This is a genomic window from Gilliamella sp. W8126 (assembly GCF_016102185.1).
Lineage (GTDB): Bacteria > Pseudomonadota > Gammaproteobacteria > Enterobacterales > Orbaceae > Gilliamella > Gilliamella apis_A.
The window spans coordinates 249,138-271,122 of sequence record NZ_JACFPE010000002.1; the positions used below are offsets into that span (position 1 = coordinate 249,138).

The 21,985-nt window shown below is 34.4% G+C and carries 21 protein-coding genes; 11 read left to right on the forward strand and 10 right to left on the reverse strand.

Going from position 1 to position 21,985, the window contains the following annotated elements; genetic code table 11:
- Nucleotides 1–573, reverse strand: a complete 573-nt coding sequence (locus tag H3S74_RS05175) for an aminodeoxychorismate/anthranilate synthase component II (RefSeq protein WP_110447219.1) — start codon at nt 571–573, stop codon at nt 1–3.
- 300 nt (nt 574–873) lie between these two features.
- On the opposite strand from H3S74_RS05175, the gene manD reads away from it, so the two are divergent.
- The 5 genes from manD to yccX all read left to right on the forward strand — a co-directional run bounded on the left by manD (nt 874) and on the right by yccX (nt 6,208).
- Nucleotides 874–2,088 carry a D-mannonate dehydratase ManD gene (gene manD / locus H3S74_RS05180; RefSeq protein WP_034902860.1) on the forward strand — a complete coding sequence of 405 codons (1,215 nt, stop codon included), beginning with the start codon at nt 874–876 and terminating at the stop codon, nt 2,086–2,088.
- Between the two features lie 22 nt (nt 2,089–2,110).
- Nucleotides 2,111–3,445 (forward strand): MFS transporter, encoded by a 1,335-nt coding sequence (locus tag H3S74_RS05185; protein WP_086364089.1) that lies wholly within the window; start codon nt 2,111–2,113, stop codon nt 3,443–3,445.
- Between the two features lie 51 nt (nt 3,446–3,496).
- Entirely contained in the window at nt 3,497–5,005 is a 1,509-nt protein-coding gene (locus tag H3S74_RS05190; protein ID WP_198247399.1) for a mannitol dehydrogenase family protein, read from the forward strand.
- A gap of 157 nt (nt 5,006–5,162) precedes the next feature.
- The gene (locus H3S74_RS05195) at nt 5,163–5,846 is read left to right on the forward strand and encodes a GntR family transcriptional regulator (protein WP_144189746.1); all 684 of its coding nucleotides are present in this window, start codon (nt 5,163–5,165) and stop codon (nt 5,844–5,846) included.
- Nucleotides 5,847–5,929: 83 nt separating this feature from the next.
- Nucleotides 5,930–6,208 (forward strand): acylphosphatase, encoded by a 279-nt coding sequence (yccX, locus tag H3S74_RS05200; RefSeq protein WP_144189747.1) that lies wholly within the window; start codon nt 5,930–5,932, stop codon nt 6,206–6,208.
- 98 nt (nt 6,209–6,306) lie between these two features.
- Here the strand turns inward: yccX and H3S74_RS05205 are convergent, their stop codons facing one another.
- A complete protein-coding gene (locus H3S74_RS05205) occupies nt 6,307–6,900 on the reverse strand; it encodes a CHAP domain-containing protein (RefSeq protein WP_110447224.1) in 594 nt (197 codons plus the stop codon).
- A gap of 419 nt (nt 6,901–7,319) precedes the next feature.
- Here H3S74_RS05205 and lptC point away from each other — a divergent pair, with 419 nt between their 5' ends.
- The 4 genes from lptC to H3S74_RS05225 are packed head-to-tail and all read left to right on the forward strand — an operon-like array spanning nt 7,320 to nt 10,592.
- Nucleotides 7,320–7,886, forward strand: coding sequence for an LPS export ABC transporter periplasmic protein LptC (gene lptC / locus H3S74_RS05210; protein ID WP_110447225.1), 567 nt, complete (start codon nt 7,320–7,322; stop codon nt 7,884–7,886).
- Nucleotides 7,887–7,889: 3 nt separating this feature from the next.
- Nucleotides 7,890–8,444, forward strand: coding sequence for a lipopolysaccharide transport periplasmic protein LptA (gene lptA / locus H3S74_RS05215; RefSeq protein WP_110447226.1), 555 nt, complete (start codon nt 7,890–7,892; stop codon nt 8,442–8,444).
- Complete coding sequence (gene lptB, locus H3S74_RS05220) at nt 8,445–9,170, forward strand: LPS export ABC transporter ATP-binding protein (protein ID WP_110447227.1); 726 nt, start codon at nt 8,445–8,447, stop codon at nt 9,168–9,170.
- Nucleotides 9,171–9,176: 6 nt separating this feature from the next.
- Complete coding sequence (locus H3S74_RS05225; RefSeq protein WP_110448024.1) at nt 9,177–10,592, forward strand: RNA polymerase factor sigma-54; 1,416 nt, start codon at nt 9,177–9,179, stop codon at nt 10,590–10,592.
- Between the two features lie 38 nt (nt 10,593–10,630).
- On the opposite strand, the gene H3S74_RS05230 is transcribed toward H3S74_RS05225, so the two are convergent.
- The 6 genes from H3S74_RS05230 to H3S74_RS05255 all read right to left on the reverse strand — a co-directional run bounded on the left by H3S74_RS05230 (nt 10,631) and on the right by H3S74_RS05255 (nt 18,143).
- Complete coding sequence (locus H3S74_RS05230; protein WP_198247400.1) at nt 10,631–11,395, reverse strand: class I SAM-dependent methyltransferase; 765 nt, start codon at nt 11,393–11,395, stop codon at nt 10,631–10,633.
- Nucleotides 11,396–11,434: 39 nt separating this feature from the next.
- Nucleotides 11,435–12,037 (reverse strand): 3-isopropylmalate dehydratase small subunit, encoded by a 603-nt coding sequence (gene leuD, locus H3S74_RS05235; protein WP_198247401.1) that lies wholly within the window; start codon nt 12,035–12,037, stop codon nt 11,435–11,437.
- Between the two features lie 10 nt (nt 12,038–12,047).
- Nucleotides 12,048–13,457, reverse strand: a complete 1,410-nt coding sequence (gene leuC, locus H3S74_RS05240) for a 3-isopropylmalate dehydratase large subunit (protein ID WP_086363823.1) — start codon at nt 13,455–13,457, stop codon at nt 12,048–12,050.
- 65 nt (nt 13,458–13,522) lie between these two features.
- A complete protein-coding gene (leuB, locus tag H3S74_RS05245; RefSeq protein WP_086363822.1) occupies nt 13,523–14,602 on the reverse strand; it encodes a 3-isopropylmalate dehydrogenase in 1,080 nt (359 codons plus the stop codon).
- A gap of 69 nt (nt 14,603–14,671) precedes the next feature.
- Nucleotides 14,672–16,219 carry a 2-isopropylmalate synthase gene (leuA, locus tag H3S74_RS05250; RefSeq protein WP_198200776.1) on the reverse strand — a complete coding sequence of 516 codons (1,548 nt, stop codon included), beginning with the start codon at nt 16,217–16,219 and terminating at the stop codon, nt 14,672–14,674.
- Between the two features lie 283 nt (nt 16,220–16,502).
- Nucleotides 16,503–18,143, reverse strand: a complete 1,641-nt coding sequence (locus tag H3S74_RS05255) for a hypothetical protein (RefSeq protein WP_198247402.1) — start codon at nt 18,141–18,143, stop codon at nt 16,503–16,505.
- A 368-nt stretch (nt 18,144–18,511) separates the two neighbouring features.
- On the opposite strand from H3S74_RS05255, the gene nfsB reads away from it, so the two are divergent.
- Complete coding sequence (gene nfsB / locus H3S74_RS05260) at nt 18,512–19,156, forward strand: oxygen-insensitive NAD(P)H nitroreductase (protein ID WP_110447232.1); 645 nt, start codon at nt 18,512–18,514, stop codon at nt 19,154–19,156.
- Between the two features lie 56 nt (nt 19,157–19,212).
- On the opposite strand, the gene H3S74_RS05265 is transcribed toward nfsB, so the two are convergent.
- Together H3S74_RS05265 and H3S74_RS05270 are read right to left on the reverse strand one after the other, a co-directional pair.
- Nucleotides 19,213–19,893, reverse strand: a complete 681-nt coding sequence (locus tag H3S74_RS05265) for a hypothetical protein (protein WP_198247403.1) — start codon at nt 19,891–19,893, stop codon at nt 19,213–19,215.
- The gene (locus H3S74_RS05270; RefSeq protein WP_198247404.1) at nt 19,841–20,083 is read right to left on the reverse strand and encodes a hypothetical protein; all 243 of its coding nucleotides are present in this window, start codon (nt 20,081–20,083) and stop codon (nt 19,841–19,843) included. Before H3S74_RS05270 ends, H3S74_RS05265 begins: the two co-directional genes overlap by 53 nt.
- 231 nt (nt 20,084–20,314) lie before the next feature.
- Between H3S74_RS05270 and ettA the strand changes: the two genes are divergently transcribed.
- Nucleotides 20,315–21,982 carry an energy-dependent translational throttle protein EttA gene (gene ettA, locus H3S74_RS05275; protein ID WP_086320926.1) on the forward strand — a complete coding sequence of 556 codons (1,668 nt, stop codon included), beginning with the start codon at nt 20,315–20,317 and terminating at the stop codon, nt 21,980–21,982.
- The last annotated feature ends 3 nt before the right edge of the window (nt 21,983–21,985 follow it).

Here is a 21,985-nt window from a genome sequence, read left to right on the forward strand (position 1 = left end):
TTAATTACCATTAACAAAGTTACTAATTATTTTTAAACCAGATTCTGTCTTAATTGCCTCTGGGTGAAATTGTACCGATTCAATTGGCAGTGTTTTATGTCGTAATCCCATAATCAATCCTTGCCTATTTTTAGCGGTAACTATTAAAGGTGACTCATTTAATGGCAAATTAGGGTGGGCAATTAGAGAATGATACCTAACCACGGAGAGTGGATTTTTAATCCCGACAAATAAGCCTTGCTCATCATGTGTAATTTCATCAATTTTACCATGCATTGGTACTGGGGCTTTAACAATGCTATAACCAAAATATTGGGCAATCGCTTGATGACCTAAACAAATGCCAAGTATTGGGCAGTGATTAGCAAAACAATTGATCGCCGATAATGATATTCCGGCATTATCGGGTGTTCCCGGCCCCGGAGAAATGACCATTTTGGAAAACGATAATCGCTTTAATTCATCAATAGATTTTTCATCATTTTTGATGACCATAACTTCGGCTCCTGCACGGCAAAGGTAATCATAGATATTAAAAGTAAAAGAATCGTAATTATCAATTAGAAGAATCAAAATAGTACCCAATGCTTAATAATTATAAATAAAGGAGGTTTTAACGAGTGACTGGTGATTTTATTATAAAAAGCGATGCTATATAAAGTAATTAATTACTTATTAAAAAAACTATCTACGACTATACTAGACATTTAAAAACCCTGTTCCTCAAAAATTTGAGGAGCGGGGTTTTTTATTACTTATTTCTCATAAAGTTAATATTTATGTGATCAATATCACACAATTTTTCTAATCTACTTGTATGGTAGTATGATTAGAATTAAAGTTTACTCATTAATCATTTTTCAGAGGTATCAAATGAAAATCGTAAAAGCAGAGGTTTTTGTGTGTAGTCCAGGAAGGAACTTTGTCACATTAAAAATCACTACAGATTCAGGCGTATATGGAGTTGGTGATGCGACACTCAACGGACGAGAATTATCTGTCGCATCATATCTCAAAGATCATCTTTGTCCACAGTTAATCGGCCGAGATGCTAGTCAAATTGAAGATATATTTCAATATTTCTATAAAGGTGCTTATTGGCGTCGAGGGCCAGTGACCATGTCAGCGATATCAGCAATTGATATGGCGTTATGGGATATCAAAGGTAAAGTAGCCAATATGCCACTTTATCAGTTATTAGGTGGAGCTTCACGTACTGGTGTCATGGTCTATTGCCATACCACTGGTAAAGATATTGAAGAAGCGTTGGATGATTATGCCAAACATAAGGAAATGGGGTTTAAAGCCATTCGTGTTCAGTGTGGAATACCAGGAATGAAGACCACATACGGCCAAAGTAAAGGTAAAAATTTAGCTTATGAGCCGGCTACTCGAGGTAATTATCCTGAAGAGCAATTTTGGGCAACCGATAAATATCTTGATTTCACACCAAAATTATTTGAAGCAGTAAGAAATAAATTTGGTTTTAATGAACATTTATTGCATGACATGCACCATCGTTTAACCCCAATTGAAGCAGCACGATTTGGCAAAAGTATTGAAGACTACCGACTATTTTGGATGGAAGATCCGACACCTGCAGAAAATCAAGAGTGCTTCCGTTTAATTCGTCAACATACCGTAACACCAATTGCTGTCGGTGAAGTATTCAATAGCATTTGGGATTGTAAACAATTAATTGAAGAACAACTGATTGATTATATTCGAACCACGATAACTCATGCTGGTGGTATTACACATATGCGCCGGATTGCTGATTTTGCGGCTCTTTATCAAGTTAGAACTGGTTCGCATGGTCCATCTGATTTATCACCAATTTGTCATGCAGCGGCGCTGCACTTTGATATGTGGGTACCTAACTTTGGTGTACAAGAATTTATGGGTTATTCCGAACAGATGTTAGAAGTTTTCTCGCCTAATTGGACCTTTAATGATGGTTATATGCATCCAAGTGACAAACCCGGATTAGGAATCGATTTTGATGAAAAACTTGCAGCAAAATATCCATACAATCCTGCTTATTTGCCAATTGCTCGTCTAGAAGATGGCACATTGTGGAATTGGTAATTAAAAAATGAAGGAAATTAATATGTCAACTTTAGAAACAATGGAAGAAAAAGAAAAACGGAATATTATAAGGCGTGTAGCTGTTGCATCATCTATTGGAACTGCTGCAGAATATTATGATTTTTTTGCATATGGAACGGCAGCAGTACTCTTTTTTGGTCAACTGTTCTTTCCTAGTAATGATCCTTTTATTAGCACTCTTGCAGCATTTGCTACTTATGCAGTAGGTTTTTTTGCTAGACCTATTGGCGGTATTGTTTTTGGTCATATGGGCGATAAAGTAGGAAGAAAAAAAGCGTTAGTCATTACTATTTTAATTGTTGGATTAGGAACATTCGTTATTGGTTTATTACCAACTTATGCATCAATTGGTTGGTGGGCTCCTGTAATTCTAATTTTAATTAGGGTTCTGCAAGGATTTGGTGTTGGTGGCGAACAAGCAGGTGCGGTGTTGATGACAGCGGAATATTCTCCGCCTGAAAAGCGCGGATTTTTCTCTAGTTGGGTGCAAATAGGTGCACCACTTGGTTTTTTGTTACCTTCAGCGCTTTTTGCTTTATTAACATCATTACTTTCAGAAGAACAAATGCTTGATTTTGGTTGGAGAATACCATTTTTATTAAGTTTACTTTTAGTTATATTGGGATTATTTATCCGATTACGTATTGACGAATCACCTGTTTTTGAAAAAATTAGACAAACTAAAGCTGTTGAATCTTCAATGCCGTTGAAAGATGTTATGAAAAATTATCCGGGGATTGTTGCTAAAGGGGTTGGTGCAAAACTAATTGAAGCATGTTCATTTGCCATGTTTACAGTGATTGTTCTAGCCTATGTAAATGTAAATCAATTTAATAAAAGTTATGTATTAGATGCAATAATTGTTGCTGTAGTCATCGAGATTTTTACTATCCCGTTAATGGGCGCTTTATCGGATAAATGGGGAAGAAAAAGAGTCTATATACTTGGCGCTCTTCTGCAAGTAATTTTTATAGTTCCATTTTTCTTAATGGTCAATACACAAAATTATATGTTAATTCAGTTAGCAATGATAATTGTCTTACCTATAGGACATGCTATGTGTTATGCACCACAAGCATCATTCTTCCCAGAATTATTTCCGACAGCAATTCGTTGTAGTGGTATAGCGTTGATATGGCAGGTTGGTTCATTAATTGGAAGTGGTATTTTAGGGCTTTGTGCAGTTAAGATTTTACAAATGTGTAGTGGACATTATTCTGGATTAGCCTTATATGTTGGTACATTAGGTATTTTATCTGTTATTGGTATTGCGTTATTGCCTGAAACAGCACCTAATAAAATTAAAAAAGAATATCAGCAATGGGTAGGAAAATAAAACTACAAAATAAATGATTATTGTTTAATTAATTATTAATTAGAGACTTTTATGAGATTATCAAATCAAACTTTATCACAACTACCTAAGGGGGTAGTTGTTCCAACTTATGATAGAAGCAAAATTAAAACCAAAATTGTTCATCTCGGTTTTGGCGCTTTTCATCGTGCTCATCAAGCTGTTTATACGGATATACTAGCTACACAGCATGATAGCGATTGGGGATACTGTGAAGTTAACTTGATTGGTGGTGAAGCTCAAATTCAAGATTTAAAACAACAAGATTGCTTGTTTAGTGTTTGTGAAATGTCTTATGATAATTGGAATACCCGCGTTGTTGGTATTGCAAAAGAAGCATTACATGCAGATATTGATGGAATACAAAAAGTCTTAGCAGTGATGACTCGTCCTGAAATTGCGATTGTATCGATAACCGTAACTGAGAAAGGCTATTGCTATCTCCCTTCGACAGCATCCATAGATACTAATAATCCATTAATTAGTCATGATATTTCTTATCCTTATGCACCTAAATCTGTTCCGGGTGTCATTGTTGAGGCGTTACGTTTACGTAAAGAACAAGGACTAAAACCATTTACGGTAATGTCTTGTGACAATATGCCTGAAAATGGGCATGTTACACGTAATGTTGTTTTAGAGTTGGCTAAACAGCGAGATCCTGATTTAGCCCAATGGATCAATGATAATGTTACATTTCCATCTACAATGGTTGACCGAATCGTACCAGCTGCAACGCCTGAAACTATGGTAAAAATAAACAAACAACTAGGTGGTATTGATGACCCTGCGGGCATTGCTGGTGAACCATTTAGGCAATGGGTTATTGAAGATAATTTTGTGGCAGGGCGCCCCCAATGGCAAAAAGTGGGTGCAGAATTAGTTAATGATGTATTACCATATGAAGAAATGAAGTTACGCATGTTAAATGGTAGTCATTCATTTTTTGCATATTTAGGCTATCTAGCCGGTTATTTACATATAGATGAATGTATGCAGGATAATAATTATGTTACAGCTGCTAGACATTTAATGCTAAATGAACAAGCAACAACGTTGCGAGTTAAAGATGTTGATCTTTCTGCTTATGCTGATTCATTACTTGATCGTTATCGAAATACCGGTTTAAAACATCGTACATGGCAAATTGCAATGGATGGAACATTGAAGCTACCTCAACGAATGCTTGATTCAATTCGTTATCATGTAGCTAATAATACTGCATTTGATTGTCTTGCTTTAGGTGTTGCTGCTTGGATGCGCTACGTTAGTGGGGTTGATGATGCGGGTAAATCTATTGAGGTAAGTGATCCTTCAATTATGCAAATAAACGAGCTTGTCGCAAATAGTGCCGATGATGAAAATAGAGTAGAAGCGTTATTGTCTTTAACTCATGTGTTTGGTAGTGATTTGCCGCATAATCAACTTTTTGTCGATAAGGTAACAAATGCTTACCTAGCATTGCGAGATTTAGGTGCTAAACAGACAGTTAAAAATTTAACTGAACTTTTTAGTACTATAAATGCAACTAACAATAATTGATAATAACTAAGGTGTAATAGCTTATTTAAGCCATTACACCTTCTATAATCATCTTTCTAGTTATTTAATATATATAGTATTTTTTAAAAAAACTTTTCTTATATTTAAAAATCACCTACTATTTATTGTAATTTAATTTATTACATAAAAATGGTATATGTTTAAACTTATTGAATTAAATATTTCTGAGCCGGTTAATCAGCAAGTTTATCGTGCATTAAGAAGAGCGATTATTACTTGTCAGGTGTTACCGGGAGTTTTACTTTCTGAAAAAGAGATTTCAAGTCAATTCAATGTATCACGTCAGCCAGTTCGTGAAGCATTTATCAAGTTAGCCGAAGCCGGGTTAGTTAAAATTTTGCCACAGCGAGGCACATTTGTAACAAAAATCTCCATTAAAAAAGTGATTGATGGGCAATTTATTCGTGAAGCCGTTGAGTGTGCAATTATTAAACGAGTAGCACAAGAAATTACTGAATCCGATCTGGTATTATTGGATAAAAATCTTGCCGAACAAATAGATGCCAATAAGCGAAAAGATATTCGCTCTTTTTTGGAAAAAGATGACGAATTTCACCAAATTATAATGAATGTTATCGATTGTCCAATGGCTTGGGAAACGGTCGAAAATATCAAAGCAATGATGGACAGAGTTCGCTATCTCACCTTAGAAGATATTTCTCCACCAGAAGACTTAGTAAAGCAACACGAAAAAATCGTTATGGCACTAAAAAAACATGATCAGGAAATGGCGGCATTGGCGCTGCATGAACATTTATCTACTATTCTACAAACAATAAATATAGTGTCACAACAACGTAATGATTGGTTTGTTGATTAGCTTAGGTAAATAATAATATTAAGTTAAGAAAAAATATTTATAATGAGATTAATCATTATAAATAACAATTGAGACTTTCTATTATGATACGACAAGTTAAAATTCGAGTGTGTGGTCGTGTACAGGGCGTTGGTTTTCGCTTCTTTACTTATCAACAAGCGACCAAACTGGGTTTAGTTGGTTATGTTAAAAATTTAGATAATGGCGATGTAGAAATAGTGGCACAAGGGGATAGCATATCAATTGCTAAATTAATACAATGGCTTGAACAGGGCGGACCAGTTTCAGCCCGTATAACAGCGATAAATGTTACAGAATTGATTCCTGAAAACCAATTAAATGCTTTTAATATCAAATATTAATTTTATACCTAATAAGGTATTTTATAATAATAGCCTATTGTTAAACAAAGTTAACATTGATAGGTTTATTATTTATAAATCATTATCTAATTAGTTGTTTAACGTTTACGCAAATAACCGAAAACACGATAACCTTCTATTTTCCATAATCCATCTTTATAAATTAACGGAAAAGTCACCCGACTGCTTGCGTTAGGGCCTGGATTTTGCTGAACAATTTCGATCTCATTGTCGCTAACTTTACTGATAATAGCAACATGGCCATATTGAGACCAGCCTAGAACAATAATATCGTCTACTTTAGGTTTGGTGGTTGATCCATTATGGAACTGAAGTAGATTTCGCCTAGTATTCATTTTGCCATCAGGAATAGAATCATCGAAAAAATCTTTTGCATGGCCATAACTATCCGGCATTTTATGATTGAAACGTTCATAATAGTAACGTTTAATAAATTCAACACATTGATATTTAAGACCTAAATTATAACCATCTTTAGCTACATTGCGACTACTGACATGATTTATATTGCCATTATAGTAAACTTTAACTCCATTGAATTCGTCGACAACTGTGCCAATTTTACTCTCATTAACATTTAAATCAGCATAAGCATAATGATAAAAACTAGCTACTTCCAGCATTAATAAAACAGTTAATAAATAGAGACTGTTTTTTAATCTAAATAACATATTGATTTCCTATTGATATTTTTAATCATTATTAAATGATTATAGCTAATTTTCAGACTTAAAAATTAAACATAATAGATCTATATTACTAAAAATTTTATATATTAATTGATATATTATAGTAAATAATTAATCAATCAATCAATGAAGAGCATTATATTTTCTTTAAATTCAAATAGATGATAATTATTATTAATCTATTATCAAATACATTAAAATATATTTATTGGTATATTTTGAGGTATTTATGGTATTAATATTAAAGTATCTGAATTATTATCAGAATGTCATTTAACTTCTTGCAATGTCAGATATTAATTTAATAAAAAATAAAGTAAAATAAATTAATATTTAGATGATTTGTCATAATGGTGTGCCTACGTTATTGATTAATCTTATTCAGGTAATTAACGTAAACTATGAATAAAAAAAATTTAATCTGTCTATTACTTCTTATTTTGATAGTTGGTGTTTATTATAGTTATCAAAAAAATGATGATGTGTTGAGTACGCCACCAAATGCAAATCAGCTTGAAACGCCAATTTATCAAAGTGATGATATGGTTACTAATGTTTATGATTTGTCCGGTAATGTAGTATATAAAATTGAATCGGGCAAAGTAAAACATTTTGATAATAATGAAAATACTGATTTTGATTTACCTAATGTTACACTTTATGATCAGGATCACGCTGCTACATGGCATATTCAAGCAAAACGAGCGACTTTGACAAAAGATAAACTAATTTACCTTTATCAAGATGTGACATTAACTAATTTAACACCTGATTCTCAGTTACAGCAAGTATTAACCGATGATGCAGTAGTTGATTTAACAACGCAAATTGTAACATCTAAAGACCCGGTAAAAATTAGAGGAGTTGGTTTTTTCTCAACTGGTTTGGGATTAATTGGTAATTTACGGGAAAAAACAGCTAATATACTTGAAAATATAAAAACTTTTTATAATAGTGAGGCTCAATAAAAAATGAGATCAAAAAAACAAACATTTTTTCCATTATTTTTTATGCTATGCGCATCATTTGCTTGTTTTGCTGATGAACCTAATGTTGTCACGTCATCTGCCTCACAAAATCAAAAAATGTTTGCCGATAATAAACCCATCACAGTTGATGCTGATAATCAGCAAATAGATATTGAAAAAAATATTATTACTTTTAATGGTAATGTCCAGATTATCCAAGAAGGTTTGACGATATGGGCAGATAAAGTTGTAGTTACTGATATGCAAGACACAAGTAAACAGAAAATAACAGCATATGGTAAACCGGTAAAATATAAACAAGTTCTTCCTCAAAATAATAAAATTGTGACCGGTCATTCACAACAGGTTATCTATAATGTTAAAGAAAATAATATAGTATTACAGGGTGATGCAGAATTATTTCAACAAGATAATCATATCAGTAGTTCAATTATTACTTATGATGTGAAAAAACAGCAAATAGTGGCTCAACCAGGTAAAAAAGGCCGAGTAAAAAGTACTATCATTCCAAGTCAAGTAAAAGAGATGAATAAATAAATGGCAATTTTAAAAGCGGAAAATCTGGCTAAAGTTTATAAAAAACGACGAGTTGTTGAAGATGTTAGTTTAACCGTAAACTCTGGTGAAATTGTTGGTTTACTTGGCCCTAACGGTGCTGGTAAAACTACCACTTTTTATATGGTGGTTGGCATTGTGACTTTAAATGCCGGAAAAATTTACCTTGATGATCATGATATCAGTATTTTGCCATTACATGAGAGAGCGCAAAAAGGAATAGGATATTTACCTCAAGAGGCGTCAATATTTAGGAAACTTTCTGTTATTGATAATATTATGGCTATTTTAGAAACTCGCAATGATATTGATAAAAATGAAAAGATTAATCGAGCAGAGGAGTTACTCGAAGAATTTCATATTACCCATATCCGAGACAATATTGGTCAATCATTATCCGGAGGAGAACGACGACGAGTTGAGATAGCTAGGGCATTGGCTGCAAATCCTAAATTCATTTTACTCGATGAACCATTTGCTGGCGTAGATCCCATTTCGGTAATTGATATTAAAAATATTATTAAACACCTACGCGATCGTGGTTTAGGCGTACTGATTACCGATCATAATGTTCGTGAAACACTTGATGTTTGTGAACGAGCCTATATAGTGAATAAGGGACATTTAATTGCTGAAGGTACACCAGATAGTATATTAAATAATGACTATGTTAAACGTGTTTATTTAGGACATGAATTTAGATTATAGATTATGATGAAACAAGGCTTACAACTGAAGGTTTCGCAACAGTTGTCAATGACGCCACAATTACAATTAGCTATTCGATTGTTGCAATTGTCGACTTTAGAATTACGTCAAGAAATTCAAACTGTACTCGAAAACAATCCATTATTAGAGATTGCCGATCAGTATGATGAAATTAATGTTGAACAAGATGAACTAAACGAAAATATTGATACTCGTGAAGCATTAGATAGCCAAGAAATCCCCGAGGATATTCCATTAGATGCCTCATTAGATGATATTTACACAGCTGGTACTCCCTCAGGAACTCACTCAGATTATCGTAATGATGAGTTACCAATCTATCAAGGTGAAACACATGAAACATTGCATGATTACTTAAAATGGCAATTAGATTTAACACCATTTAGTGACATTGATCGTGCAATTGCTGTTTCGATTATTGAAGCTATTGATGACAGAGGTTATCTAACCGTTTCAACTGAAGAAATTCTAGAAGAACAAGGCAATAGTCAAATTGAACTTGATGAGGTTGAGGCAGTTTTAAAGCGAATTTGGCATTTTGATCCAATCGGTGTTGGAGCGAGATCTTTACAAGAATGTCTATCTATTCAAACTCAGCATTTAACTCCGCCAGTATTAGTTAAACAGATTATTGATAACTATTTAGATTTATTAGCAAATCATGATTATCGAACATTGAAAAAACGCTTAAATGCTACGGACGAACAGTTAAAAGAAGCCATTAATTTTATCCAGCATTTACAACCTTATCCTGGTGATTCGGTCAATACCTTACCTCCGGATTATGTTATTCCTGACCTTGTGGTTAAAAAGATTGATGGAAAATGGATTGCTGAATTAAATAGCGATACTGTTCCGACTCTGCGTATTAATCAACAATATGCGGCAATGGAAAAAATTAGTAATGAAAATGATAGCCAATACATTCGCGCACATTTGCAAGATGCAAATTGGTTTATTAAAAGTGTCGAAAATCGTAATGAGACACTATTAAAAGTGAGTCAATTTATTGTTGAGCACCAACAAGAATTTTTTGAAAATGGTGCTGAATATATGAAACCAATGATTTTGTCAGATGTTGCTATGGCGATTGATATGCATGAATCAACAATTTCACGCGTTACAACGCAAAAATATTTACAATGCCCTAATGGTATATTTGAGTTGAAATTCTTTTTTTCTAGCCATGTTAATACTGAATCTGGTGGTGAAGCATCATCGACAGCAATTCGGGCTTTAATTAAAAAATATATTTCTGAAGAAGATGCTAAAAAACCTTTAAGTGATAGTAAACTAGTTTCAATTTTAGAAAATCAAGGGATTATTATTGCCCGTCGAACGGTTGCTAAATATCGTGAATCTTTATCGATACCACCGTCAAATCAACGAAAACAGCTTTGATAATAATTGGCTGTTTTCGATTCTTTTACTATTAATTTTTAAATCACTTTTTGTGTTTCGATAGTCATCATATCAGAGGTAAAAGATCCATCTGATTGTAATTCGAAGTAAGATTTTGTATCTTGAGATGCACTTATTTGATAAGTTCTTATCGCATCCACTAAATTATTCGGTGTACGCATACGTTTTATCCAACTATCAAAAGTCAAGGGTAAACGATGGCGTTGAATCTTATCAATAGTAAATCCAGCTTCGCTTAAAAATGTCAGCCATTCGCCAGGCGTATAGTCGCGTACGTGGGATGTATCACGTAGTGCTTCAACTGTTTGTAACCAAATATCTAAAATAGGTTGACCAGGAGAAACGACATCCATAATAATTAATTTACCATTTGGTTTGGTGATCCGATGTAATTCACGCAAACTTTTACCCACATCCTGCCAATGATGGGCAGAATAACGGCTGACGACAATATCAAAATAGTTATCGTCAAATGGTTGATGTTCAGCATAACCTTGTACGGTGGTAATATTTTTTAAGTTACGTTCATTCGCAGTTTGTTCAACCACCGCTAACATTTGCTCCGATAGATCGTAAGCTGTTACGTGTTTAACCTGTTTTGCTGCAATAAAACTGACATGGCCTGCTCCACATCCCATATCTAAAAATTCAGCATTAGGATAATTAGTTAAAAAACTGGCTAGATATTCAAGATCAGCACCTTGAGCATGAACTTTACTGCTTAAGTAGGCGTTAGCTTGCTGGCCGAACTGTTGATTTACTTTATCGTGATGGGTTGGCATTAATTATTCCTATACAAGGCGCTTGCGCGCCTAAATAAATTAATTTAAGAATGTAGGAATTTTATGCTCAAAAGAGCTGATAGCATCTTCATGTTGCAAGGTCAGACCAATATTATCTAGGCCATTTAATAGACAATGGCGTTTGAACGAATCAATCTTAAATGAATATTGTTTGTCACCAGCGATCACGACTTCGTTAACTAAATCAATAGTGAACTCAATTCCTTCATTTGCTTCAACAAGTTTAAATAACTCATCAACTTCTTCTTCAGACAAGTTAACTAATAATAGTTGATTATTGAATGAGTTATTATAAAAAATATCAGCAAAGCTAGAGCCAATAATAGTTTTAAATCCATAGTCAGTTAATGCCCACGGAGCATGTTCTCGAGATGAGCCACAACCAAAGTTTTCACGAGCTAATAAAATACTCGCGCCAGCATATCGTGGTTTATTTAGTACAAATTCAGGATTAGGTTGTTTACCGGCATCATCTAAAAATCGCCATTCATGAAACGCATGTTGTCCAAATCCAGTACGAGTAACTTTTTGTAAAAATTGTTTAGGAATAATTGCATCGGTATCAACGTTCGCTGCATCTAAAGGAACGACTAATCCTGTATGTGTTGTAAATTTTGCCATGACAGCCTCCTTAAAATGGTTTGCGAATATCAGTAAAATGACCAGTAATGGCTGCTGCGGCTGCCATTGCAGGGCTGACGAGATGTGTTCTTGCATCACGACCTTGTCGACCTTCAAAATTACGATTACTGGTAGATGCACAGCGATCACCTGGAGCTAATTTATCATCATTCATCGCTAAACACATTGAACATCCTGGTAAACGCCACTCAAATCCAGCATCGATAAAAATTTTATCTAATCCTTCCGCTTCAGCTTGTTCTCTTACTGGACCTGAACCTGGTACGACAAGGGCCTGAACACCATCGGCAACTTTACGACCTTTAGCAACTTCAGCTGCGGCGCGAAGATCTTCAATACGGGAATTAGTACATGATCCAATAAATACTTTATTGATCTTGATATCTGACATTTTGGTACCGGCTGTTAATCCCATATAAGCCAAAGCTCTTTCAGCAGAATGTTTTTCAATTGGATCGGAAAAATCTTGAGGATTTGGTACTTGAGAATCAATAGCAGTTACTTGGCCTGGGTTAGTACCCCAAGTTACTTGTGGCGCAATATCTTTACCTTCCAAAGTAACAATGGTATCAAAGTGTGCACCTTCATCGGTTTTTAAAGTTTTCCAATAGGCGACAGCTTGCTCAAAGTCATCGCCTTTAGGAGAGAATTGTCGTCCTTTTAAATATTCAAAAGTGGTTTCATCTGGTGCAACTAATCCAGCTTTAGCCCCCATTTCAATTGCCATATTACATAATGTCATTCGGCCTTCCATTGATAAAGAAGTTATTGCTTCTCCACAAAACTCAACTACATGACCAGTACCACCTGCACTGGTTGTTTTACCAATGATCGCTAAGATAATATCTTTTGCGGTAATACCATCAGCTACTTTACCTTTGACTTCAATTTTCATTGTTTTAGCTCGACCTTGTTTCAACGTTTGAGTGGCTAAAACATGTTCAACTTCCGATGTCCCAATACCAAAAGCTAATGCGCCAAAAGCACCATGTGTTGCTGTATGAGAATCACCACAAACAATGGTCATACCAGGTAATGTCATCCCTTGTTCTGGACCAACAACATGAACAATACCGCGTAATGGACTTTGTAACCCATATAAAGATACACCAAATTCTTCTGCATTCTTGGCTAATTCAGTTAATTGGATTCGCGCCATTTCACTACAAGCACTTAAATCATTGCTTTTCGTTGAAGTATTGTGATCCATAGTAGCAAATGTTTTGTGTGGTTGACGAACTTTACGATTCATTGCTCGTAAGCCATCGAATGCTTGTGGAGAAGTAACTTCATGGACTAAATGGCGATCAATATACAAAATAGGCGTTTCATTAGGTGCTTCATAGACAACATGTGCATCGTATAATTTTTGATACAATGTTTTTGGTTTTGTAGACATTGCTTATATTCCTTTAATATTCTTGCAAAAGGGTTAATAAGATATATTAACCCTTACTTTAAAAATTAAATTAAACGACAAATGGTATCGCCCATTTCATCGGTAGAAACATAACTACCACCACGAGCAAGATCAATAGTACGAGTACCTTGTTCTAAAGCTTTATTAACTGCATTTTCAATGGCTTTAGCAATATCATCACGTTTTAAACTATAACGGACTAATAGTGCTAATGATAAAATTTGTGCAGCAGGATTAGCAATATTTTTACCTGCAATATCTGGTGCACTACCACCAGCGGGTTCATATAAACCAAAGCCATCTTCATTTAAACTAGCAGAAGGTAACATTCCCATTGAGCCAGTAATCATGGCGCATTCATCTGATAAGATATCACCAAATAAGTTAGAACAAAGTAATACATCAAATTGTGCAGGATCTTTCACTAATTGCATAGTGGCATTATCAATATACATATGCTCTAATGTGACATCAGGGTATTGTTTAGCTACTTCACTTACAACTTCACGCCACAAAATGGAAGTTTGTAGAACATTTGCTTTATCTACAGACGTTACTTTTTTACGACGGATTTTGGCTGCTTCAAATCCCATACGGGCAATTCGTTCAATTTCAAAGCGGTGATAAACTTCAGTATCAAAAGCACGCTCTTGTGGACCTGTTCCTTCACGACCTTTTGGCAAACCGAAATAGATACCACCAGTTAACTCGCGCATACATAAAATATCAAAGCCACGCTTAGCAATATCTTCACGTAACGGACATAATTCTTCTAAACCTTGATATAAACTAGCAGGGCGCATATTGGCAAATAATTTAAAATGTTTGCGTAATGGCAGTAGAGCACCGCGTTCAGGTTGTTGGTCTGGTGGTAAATTTGTCCATTTTGGACCGCCAACTGAACCAAATAAGATAGCATCGGCTTTTTCACATCCTTCTAGTGTTTCTTTTGGTAGCGGGCAACCATGAATATCAATTGCAGCACCACCTACATCATATTCACTAGTTGTAATGGCTAGGTTATATTTTTGTCGAATAACATCTAACACTTTATAGGCTTGTTTCATCACTTCTGGGCCTATACCGTCACCAGGTAATACTGCAATATGGTAATTTTGTGACATATCTATTCCTTAACAATCTAATTATATTTTAAGTATTTCGTTATTAAGTAACGAAACAATGTTTACTTTTTAGTCTTGCTGCAATTTCTGTTTTTGTTCTGCAACCTGATTTGCTCTATAAACATTATTTAACACATTAATTAATGCTAATGCTGATGAATGAACAATGTCGGTAGCAAGCCCAACTCCATGGAATTTACGTCCTTTATATTCGGCAACGATATCGACTTGACCCAAGGCATTTTCACCCTGTCCTTTAGATGCTAATTGGTATTTCACAATTGAAATAGGTTCGCCAGTAATACGATTTATCGCTTGATAAACAGCATCAACAGGGCCATTACCTGTTGCTGCATCTGAATATTTTTGATCGCCGATGATCAAACTAACTGAAGCTGTTGAAACGACAGTAGAGCCAGATTGTACATTAAAATAATCCAATACATAATGCTCTTCATCATCTTTTAGTTGATTAATAAAAATCAATGCTTCTAAATCATAATCGAAAACTTGGCCTTTTTTATCGGCAAGTTCTAAAAAGGCTTGGTAAACTTGATCTAAATTATAATCATTATCTTGATAACCTAATTCAGCTAAGCGATGTTTTACCGCTGCTCGGCCTGAGCGTGAGGTTAAATTTAGTTGAATTTGATTTAAGCCGATTGATTCAGGGGTCATTATTTCATAGGTTTCACGATTTTTTAGCACTCCATCTTGATGAATTCCTGATGAGTGAGCAAAAGCATTACTACCAATTACCGCCTTATTAGAGGGTATTGGTGTGTTAGTAATTTGGCTGACGATTTGACTGGTACGATAGATCTCTTGATGATTAATATTTGTGTGAACGTTTAAGATATTTTGGCGGACTTTAATCGCCATAATAACCTCTTCTAAAGCCGTATTACCAGCTCGTTCACCTAAACCATTCATCGCCCCTTCAATCTGCCTGGCACCTTCTTGAATCGCGCTAATCGAGTTAGCCACCGACATGCCCAAGTCATCATGGCAATGAACAGAGATAATCGCTTTATCAATGTTCGGGACACGTTCAAATAAGGTATGAATAATGCCACCAAATTGATAAGGGACAGTATAACCGACAGTATCCGGTATATTGATCGTGGTTGCCCCTGCTTGAATTGCTGCTTCAACAATCCTACATAAGTTATCAATTGGGGTACGGCCTGCATCTTCACAAGAAAACTCCACATCATCTGTATAATTACGTGCACGTTTAACACAGTGCACTGCCTGTTCAACGACATCATCAAATGTCATTTTTAATTTGTCTTTAACATGTAACGTTGATGTTGCCATAAAAGTATGAATACGAAATTGATCGGCTACTTTTAAAGCTTCAGCTGCTACATCAATGTCTTTATCAATACAACGAGATAATGCACAAACACGACTATTTTTAATGGTTTTAGCAATAGTTTGTACTGATTCAAAATCACCTGGAGATGAGATTGGAAAACCGACTTCCATTACATCTACTTGCATTCTTTCTAATGCTAAAGCTATTTGTAGTTTTTCTTTAACACTCAAACTTGCTTGTAACGCCTGTTCACCATCACGTAATGTTGTGTCAAAAATAATAATTTGATCGCTCATTGTTATTTCCTTTATATTTTAGCGCTATCCCGGTATTTCAAGTTAAGAAAACAAAAAACCCGCACTTTAGCGCGGGTTCTTGTAAATTTGTTGAGTCAATTATTAAATCACTTTTACTCCACACACAAGCTATCCGCGCACACTAATGCGAGGAGGAGGCTGAGTAGGAGGTTAGTACATTTAATCATTAACTTCTCAATTATTGTGTTATGTATAAATATTGATACTATTTCTATCAAAAAAAAAACTTAATGTCAATAATAAATATTGATTAAATCAAATATTAATCAGATACACAAATTACTCTTAAGCCTTCGGTTTCTTTTGGCATCTTTTTAATACTACCATCATTGAGATCAAGTGCGTAAAAATGTGTATAGTAGGGGTCGTAATCACGTGGTTCCCCCTTGCATTCGTCATCGTCATCGTCATCCCAGCCATCATCATCCCAATCATCATCGTCGTCATCGTCACCAGTAATACGTAATTTTGGTTTAACTTTATGACTTTTTCTAATTAAATTGTTGTAATCATCATCGTAAACTCTACTCGATGTCCAGACCATATTTGACATCACATTACCTAAATCATCACTAGGGTAAACTTCATTAATTGTATTACCCCATTCACCTAAGAGAGTTTCGGTTGTACGGATATAATTATTTCTATTATTTTCTTCGTCAATTTCGGTGTGATAAAGAGCATTGGTTGCCTCATATCTTTCTGTAGGATACATAGCGATTCCCCCTTTACACTGACAATATTGATTAGCATATTTCAAGCCTTTGACAGTGTCAGTAGAGATAAAAAACCAATACTCTAATTCAAAACTATAAATAACCCTATTACCTACTTTTAATGAAAACCCCAGATCCCATAATTCATCAAGAATGGCATCGTCAGGTTTTTCACTAAAAGTTGGACCACTAAACTCAACCCTAAGTATATTGTTTTTACCGCTTAATTTTAATCCAACAGCCTGACTTTCTCGACTTTTTGTATAACTCACATCCTGCCATTTTGCACCTGATAACACAACATTAAAATATAATTTATCTGCAGCGGTAGTTGGAAAATTTGCCCAAGGGCGTTCTAAGTGTTTTTCGGCCGGCTTAAACCCTTTAGTTGGCGACCAAACTGTGGTTTGGTCTTTATAACGTGGCCATTCATTGAAATAATCATCATATTCTTGCTGTGTATAGGAATAGGGAGGATAACCTTTTTCTAATGAAGGTTGTAACCAACAAACATGGGGTAAGCCACCACTTAATGATCTAACATAGTAAGTTTTGCTAGCACTAGGATAGTTTTTATTATTAGGTAAACCATAAGTGGTTGAAAGTTCTGAATCTGAGGTAGTTAAAGTTACAGCATAAAAGCCAACGCAATCATCTAATTTATCACTTAATTTAACAGCCTTATTGTCACTATCTTTAATCTCAATTTTGAACGTCCCTGTTGCTTTAAATCCATCATCACCATCATTATCTTCAAAATATTGTTTGTCAGTTAAAATTGTTTCGAGCTCTTCTTGTTCCTTTTTATAATCAGATACCAACGTGATAATTTTATCAAATGTGTCAATAGAACTAGGCAAGTCGATTAATTCATCAGGGGAAGAGTTAAAATCAGGGCGATAATAGATTAAATTTGGATCTTCAACTGGTCCTTGTTCATTAGTGGACGGTGCTATTTGCGTTTGGTTATCGTCTTTTTTTACTGCTATCCAGAGTAAATCAATTATATCGGAAGGAGATCTATCTTGATTTATTGTAATATAGGGTGAATTACCATTTATATTAGAAGCGGTTACTTCATTTAATGCGAGAACAGGGATGCTATAGAATAGACATAGTATAATAACAAGTATGTATAATTTTATTGCTACAGCTTTACTCGTAAAAATAACGTATTTTCTATCCATGATAACGTCTTCTAATTAGCGCATTTTCCATTGCATTGCTTTTAAACGAATATGCTTATTAAGCACTTATATTATAATAATATTAATTTTTGTTAATGTAAATGATTTCATCGTTTATTTTGTTTAAATTATATTCTTAAAAAACTAAAATGGTTTGTATCTTTTAGCAACGATGAATTGTTTAAGTAAAAAATATTTCTATATAATAATATTCAATTATGATAACTAAGTTGCTACTAATTAAATTTGATTGGTGCTATATTCCTATGAGCAGTTATATCGTAATTTTGGCTAAGATATCTGATTAATCAAATTTAAAATTCACACTAACTATTATTTACTCACAATTAATAAGATGGGGTCAAAAGATGAACATTGTCGAAATTTCTCAAAAACGTTATACCACCAAACATTATGATAAAAGTAAAAAAATTCCTAAAGAAAAAATAGAACAATTACTTACTGTTTTAAGAAACAGTCCATCTTCAGTTAATTCACAACCTTGGCATTTTTATATTATTGATAATGATGCAGCAAAAAATAAAATTTTACCTGCTATAGCTGAATTTAATCAGCCACGAGTAACCGATTCCTCTCATACTATTTTATTTTGTATTAAATCACCTTTAGAAGATGCCCATTTAGTTAATTTGCTTAACCAAGAAGAGAAAGATGGCAGATTACCATCATCCGAACTAAAACAAACTCAGGATGAGTCAAGACGTTTCTTTGTCACTAAAAACAGTAAGACAATTGAGTCCCAACAAAGTTGGGAAGGTAAACAAACTTATTTAGCATTAGGACAATTACTTTTTGCCGCCGCTGCTATTGGTGTTGATTCTACTGCAGTGGAAGGCTTTGATTGTGAAAAAATGGATGAAATTTTAAACTTAAAACAAAAGGGGTTAAAAAGCCTAGTTATTGCAACATTAGGTTATCGTTCTGAAAATGATGGTAATGCCCATCGTCCAAAATCACGTTTACCAGAAGAACAAATCTTCACTTTTTTATAACAAATTACCGCTATAACTTATCCCACCAGATGAACAGTGGGGTAAGTTTACGAGTGTTATTTTAAATAAAAATTATTATATTGCATTAGTTTATCTTCAAGAACTTGTCGTTGTTGGGATGTAAAATCCTCGTTATAAAATAGATAACCACTATTACAATTTATAATAAACAGATAACCTTTTTTTATTTTTCTTATTTTGTGTAATTGATCATACTTTATAACAGTAGTACTTAATTGGGTTTTAGCTGTCATTGTAAATCTATCTTCATAAAAAATTACCTTTGAACAAATAAAAATTTTATAACTTGTTTTACACCAATTTTCAGCTGAACATTTTAAACCAGGTTTGATACTGAAGTAGATTGCAATTGAATATATAATTGTAATACAAACGAAAAATAATGCATGGCTAGAATCTTTTATTAAAAGATAGCATGGTAAAAACATTACAAGTATATAAATAGGGGCCATTATAGATTTTTTAAATAGTAAATAATAAAAACAATAATAGATTCTATTAATATCCATTTTATAGGTGTCTATCTCTGCTATTTGCGTTTCTAAATTTTTTCCTAAATAATCACATAAAAAATCATAAATGATTTCTAGTTCGTCGGATTTTAAAGATTGTTGACTAACAAAATAAAAATCTTGATTATTGATAAAAAATAAATAGCCATTTTCAGTTTTTTTTAATGCAAAAAAAATCCTTATAATAGAAAGTATTAATTTCATTTTTATCTTTATTAAGAATGACTAATTTTTCATTATTAAATGACATAGTAAAGTGTCGCATATTATCTGGTGTTGAATCATTCAATTTTTGCGCGAAATCATGATCTAATACGCCATATTTTGCATAATAAGCATCTAACCAATACTGGGTATTAACATAATATTCAATAACTACAGTTTGTTTTTCCATTTTATTCCTTACGAATTTTTATAAATTATTTAGTATGCTTATACAGATTATCCAGTAAACAATCATATATTAATTGAATATTGAATTATATGTTAGTTGATAGTTTTTCTACATTTATAACATAATTCATAAATAACCCTAGACCATACAGCTAGAATCATTACAATATAGGCCATCAATCACATAGCATTACTTTTTGCTAGTTTTAATTAATTAAACGGATAATGTTTTATGGCGCAATATGTCTATACCATGAACCGCGTGGGGAAGATTGTTCCTCCTAAACGCTATATTTTAAAAGATATTTCTTTAAGTTTTTTTCCGGGAGCTAAAATTGGTGTTCTCGGTTTAAATGGAGCCGGTAAGTCTACATTACTACGAATTATGGCTGGAGTAGATACCGAGATTGAAGGTGAAGCTCGTCCTCAACCAGGCATTAAAATCGGTTATTTACCTCAAGAACCTAAACTTGACCCTAAACAAACTGTACGTGAAGCAATTGAACAGGCTGTTGGTGATGCTAAAAACGCATTGGCCCGCTTAGATGAAGTCTATGCCGCTTATGCCGATCCTGATGCCGATTTTGATAAATTAGCGAAAGAACAAGCCGAGCTTGAAGCAATAATTCAATCGCAAGATGCCCACAATCTTGATAACCAATTAGAGCGTGCAGCTGATGCCTTACGCCTACCAGATTGGGATGCTAAGATTGAGAACTTATCCGGTGGAGAACGACGTCGTGTTGCAATTTGTCAATTATTACTTGAGAAACCTGACATGTTATTAATTGATGAACCAACCAACCATTTGGATGCTGAATCTGTTGCTTGGTTAGAACGCTTTTTACATGATTATGAAGGAACTGTAGTTGCAGTTACCCATGACCGTTATTTCTTAGACAATGTTGCCGGTTGGATTTTAGAGTTAGACCGTGGTGAAGGCATTCCATGGGAAGGTAACTACTCATCTTGGCTTGAACAAAAAGATCAGCGATTAGCTCAAGAAGCGGCAACGGAATCGGCTCGTCGTAAATCAATTGAAAAAGAATTGGAGTGGGTACGCCAAAATCCAAAAGGTCGTCAAGCAAAAAGTAAAGCACGTTTGGCACGTTTTGAAGAATTAAATAGCAATGATTACCAAAAACGTAATGAAACTAATGAACTCTTTATCCCACCTGGGCAACGTTTAGGTGACAAAGTCATTGAGGTGGCTAATTTAACTAAATCATATGGCGATCGTGTATTAATTGATAATCTTTCTTTTAGCATACCGAAAGGCGCCATTGTGGGTATTATTGGGCCTAATGGTGCTGGTAAATCGACGCTATTTAGAATGTTATCAGGTAAAGAGCAACCGGACTCCGGTACGATCACTTTAGGTGACACAGTACAACTTGCCTCTGTTGATCAGTTCCGTGACAGCATGGATGATAAAAAAACCGTTTGGGATGAAATTTCCAATGGCCAAGATATTATGCGTATTGGTAATTTTGAGATCCCAAGTCGTGCCTATGTTGGACGCTTTAATTTCAAAGGCGTTGATCAGCAAAAACGTGTTGGTGAGCTGTCTGGTGGTGAACGCGGGCGTGTACATTTAGCTAAATTATTACAAGTTGGTGGTAATGTACTATTACTTGATGAACCGACTAATGATCTTGATGTCGAAACCTTGCGTGCGCTTGAAAATGCGTTATTAGAGTTTCCGGGCTGTGCATTAGTCATCTCGCATGACCGCTGGTTCCTTGACCGTATTGCTACTCATATTTTAGATTATCAAGACGAAGGGCATGTTGAGTTCTTCGAAGGTAACTTTACTGAATATGAAGAGTGGAAAAAACGTACCTTAGGGGCAGAGGCGCTTGAACCTAAACGAGCTAAATATAAACGAATTAGCAAGTAGCTT

What these genes read in the sequence shown, in the direction of transcription:
- lptA (WP_110447226.1), top strand. Translation starts at nt 7,890, where the DNA reads ATGAGATCAAAAAAACAAACATTTTTTCCATTATTTTTTATGCTATGC.
- leuA (WP_198200776.1), bottom strand. Translation starts at nt 16,219, where the DNA reads ATGAGCGATCAAATTATTATTTTTGACACAACATTACGTGATGGTGAA.
- leuC (WP_086363823.1), bottom strand. Translation starts at nt 13,457, where the DNA reads ATGTCTACAAAACCAAAAACATTGTATCAAAAATTATACGATGCACAT.
- H3S74_RS05195 (WP_144189746.1), top strand. Translation starts at nt 5,163, where the DNA reads ATGTTTAAACTTATTGAATTAAATATTTCTGAGCCGGTTAATCAGCAA.
- leuD (WP_198247401.1), bottom strand. Translation starts at nt 12,037, where the DNA reads ATGGCAAAATTTACAACACATACAGGATTAGTCGTTCCTTTAGATGCA.
- H3S74_RS05225 (WP_110448024.1), top strand. Translation starts at nt 9,177, where the DNA reads ATGAAACAAGGCTTACAACTGAAGGTTTCGCAACAGTTGTCAATGACG.
- lptB (WP_110447227.1), top strand. Translation starts at nt 8,445, where the DNA reads ATGGCAATTTTAAAAGCGGAAAATCTGGCTAAAGTTTATAAAAAACGA.
- lptC (WP_110447225.1), top strand. Translation starts at nt 7,320, where the DNA reads ATGAATAAAAAAAATTTAATCTGTCTATTACTTCTTATTTTGATAGTT.
- yccX (WP_144189747.1), top strand. Translation starts at nt 5,930, where the DNA reads ATGATACGACAAGTTAAAATTCGAGTGTGTGGTCGTGTACAGGGCGTT.
- H3S74_RS05230 (WP_198247400.1), bottom strand. Translation starts at nt 11,395, where the DNA reads ATGCCAACCCATCACGATAAAGTAAATCAACAGTTCGGCCAGCAAGCT.
- ettA (WP_086320926.1), top strand. Translation starts at nt 20,315, where the DNA reads ATGGCGCAATATGTCTATACCATGAACCGCGTGGGGAAGATTGTTCCT.
- H3S74_RS05255 (WP_198247402.1), bottom strand. Translation starts at nt 18,143, where the DNA reads ATGGATAGAAAATACGTTATTTTTACGAGTAAAGCTGTAGCAATAAAA.
- H3S74_RS05185 (WP_086364089.1), top strand. Translation starts at nt 2,111, where the DNA reads ATGTCAACTTTAGAAACAATGGAAGAAAAAGAAAAACGGAATATTATA.
- H3S74_RS05190 (WP_198247399.1), top strand. Translation starts at nt 3,497, where the DNA reads ATGAGATTATCAAATCAAACTTTATCACAACTACCTAAGGGGGTAGTT.
- leuB (WP_086363822.1), bottom strand. Translation starts at nt 14,602, where the DNA reads ATGTCACAAAATTACCATATTGCAGTATTACCTGGTGACGGTATAGGC.
- H3S74_RS05270 (WP_198247404.1), bottom strand. Translation starts at nt 20,083, where the DNA reads ATGGAAAAACAAACTGTAGTTATTGAATATTATGTTAATACCCAGTAT.
- nfsB (WP_110447232.1), top strand. Translation starts at nt 18,512, where the DNA reads ATGAACATTGTCGAAATTTCTCAAAAACGTTATACCACCAAACATTAT.
- H3S74_RS05265 (WP_198247403.1), bottom strand. Translation starts at nt 19,893, where the DNA reads ATGAAATTAATACTTTCTATTATAAGGATTTTTTTTGCATTAAAAAAA.
- H3S74_RS05205 (WP_110447224.1), bottom strand. Translation starts at nt 6,900, where the DNA reads ATGTTATTTAGATTAAAAAACAGTCTCTATTTATTAACTGTTTTATTA.
- manD (WP_034902860.1), top strand. Translation starts at nt 874, where the DNA reads ATGAAAATCGTAAAAGCAGAGGTTTTTGTGTGTAGTCCAGGAAGGAAC.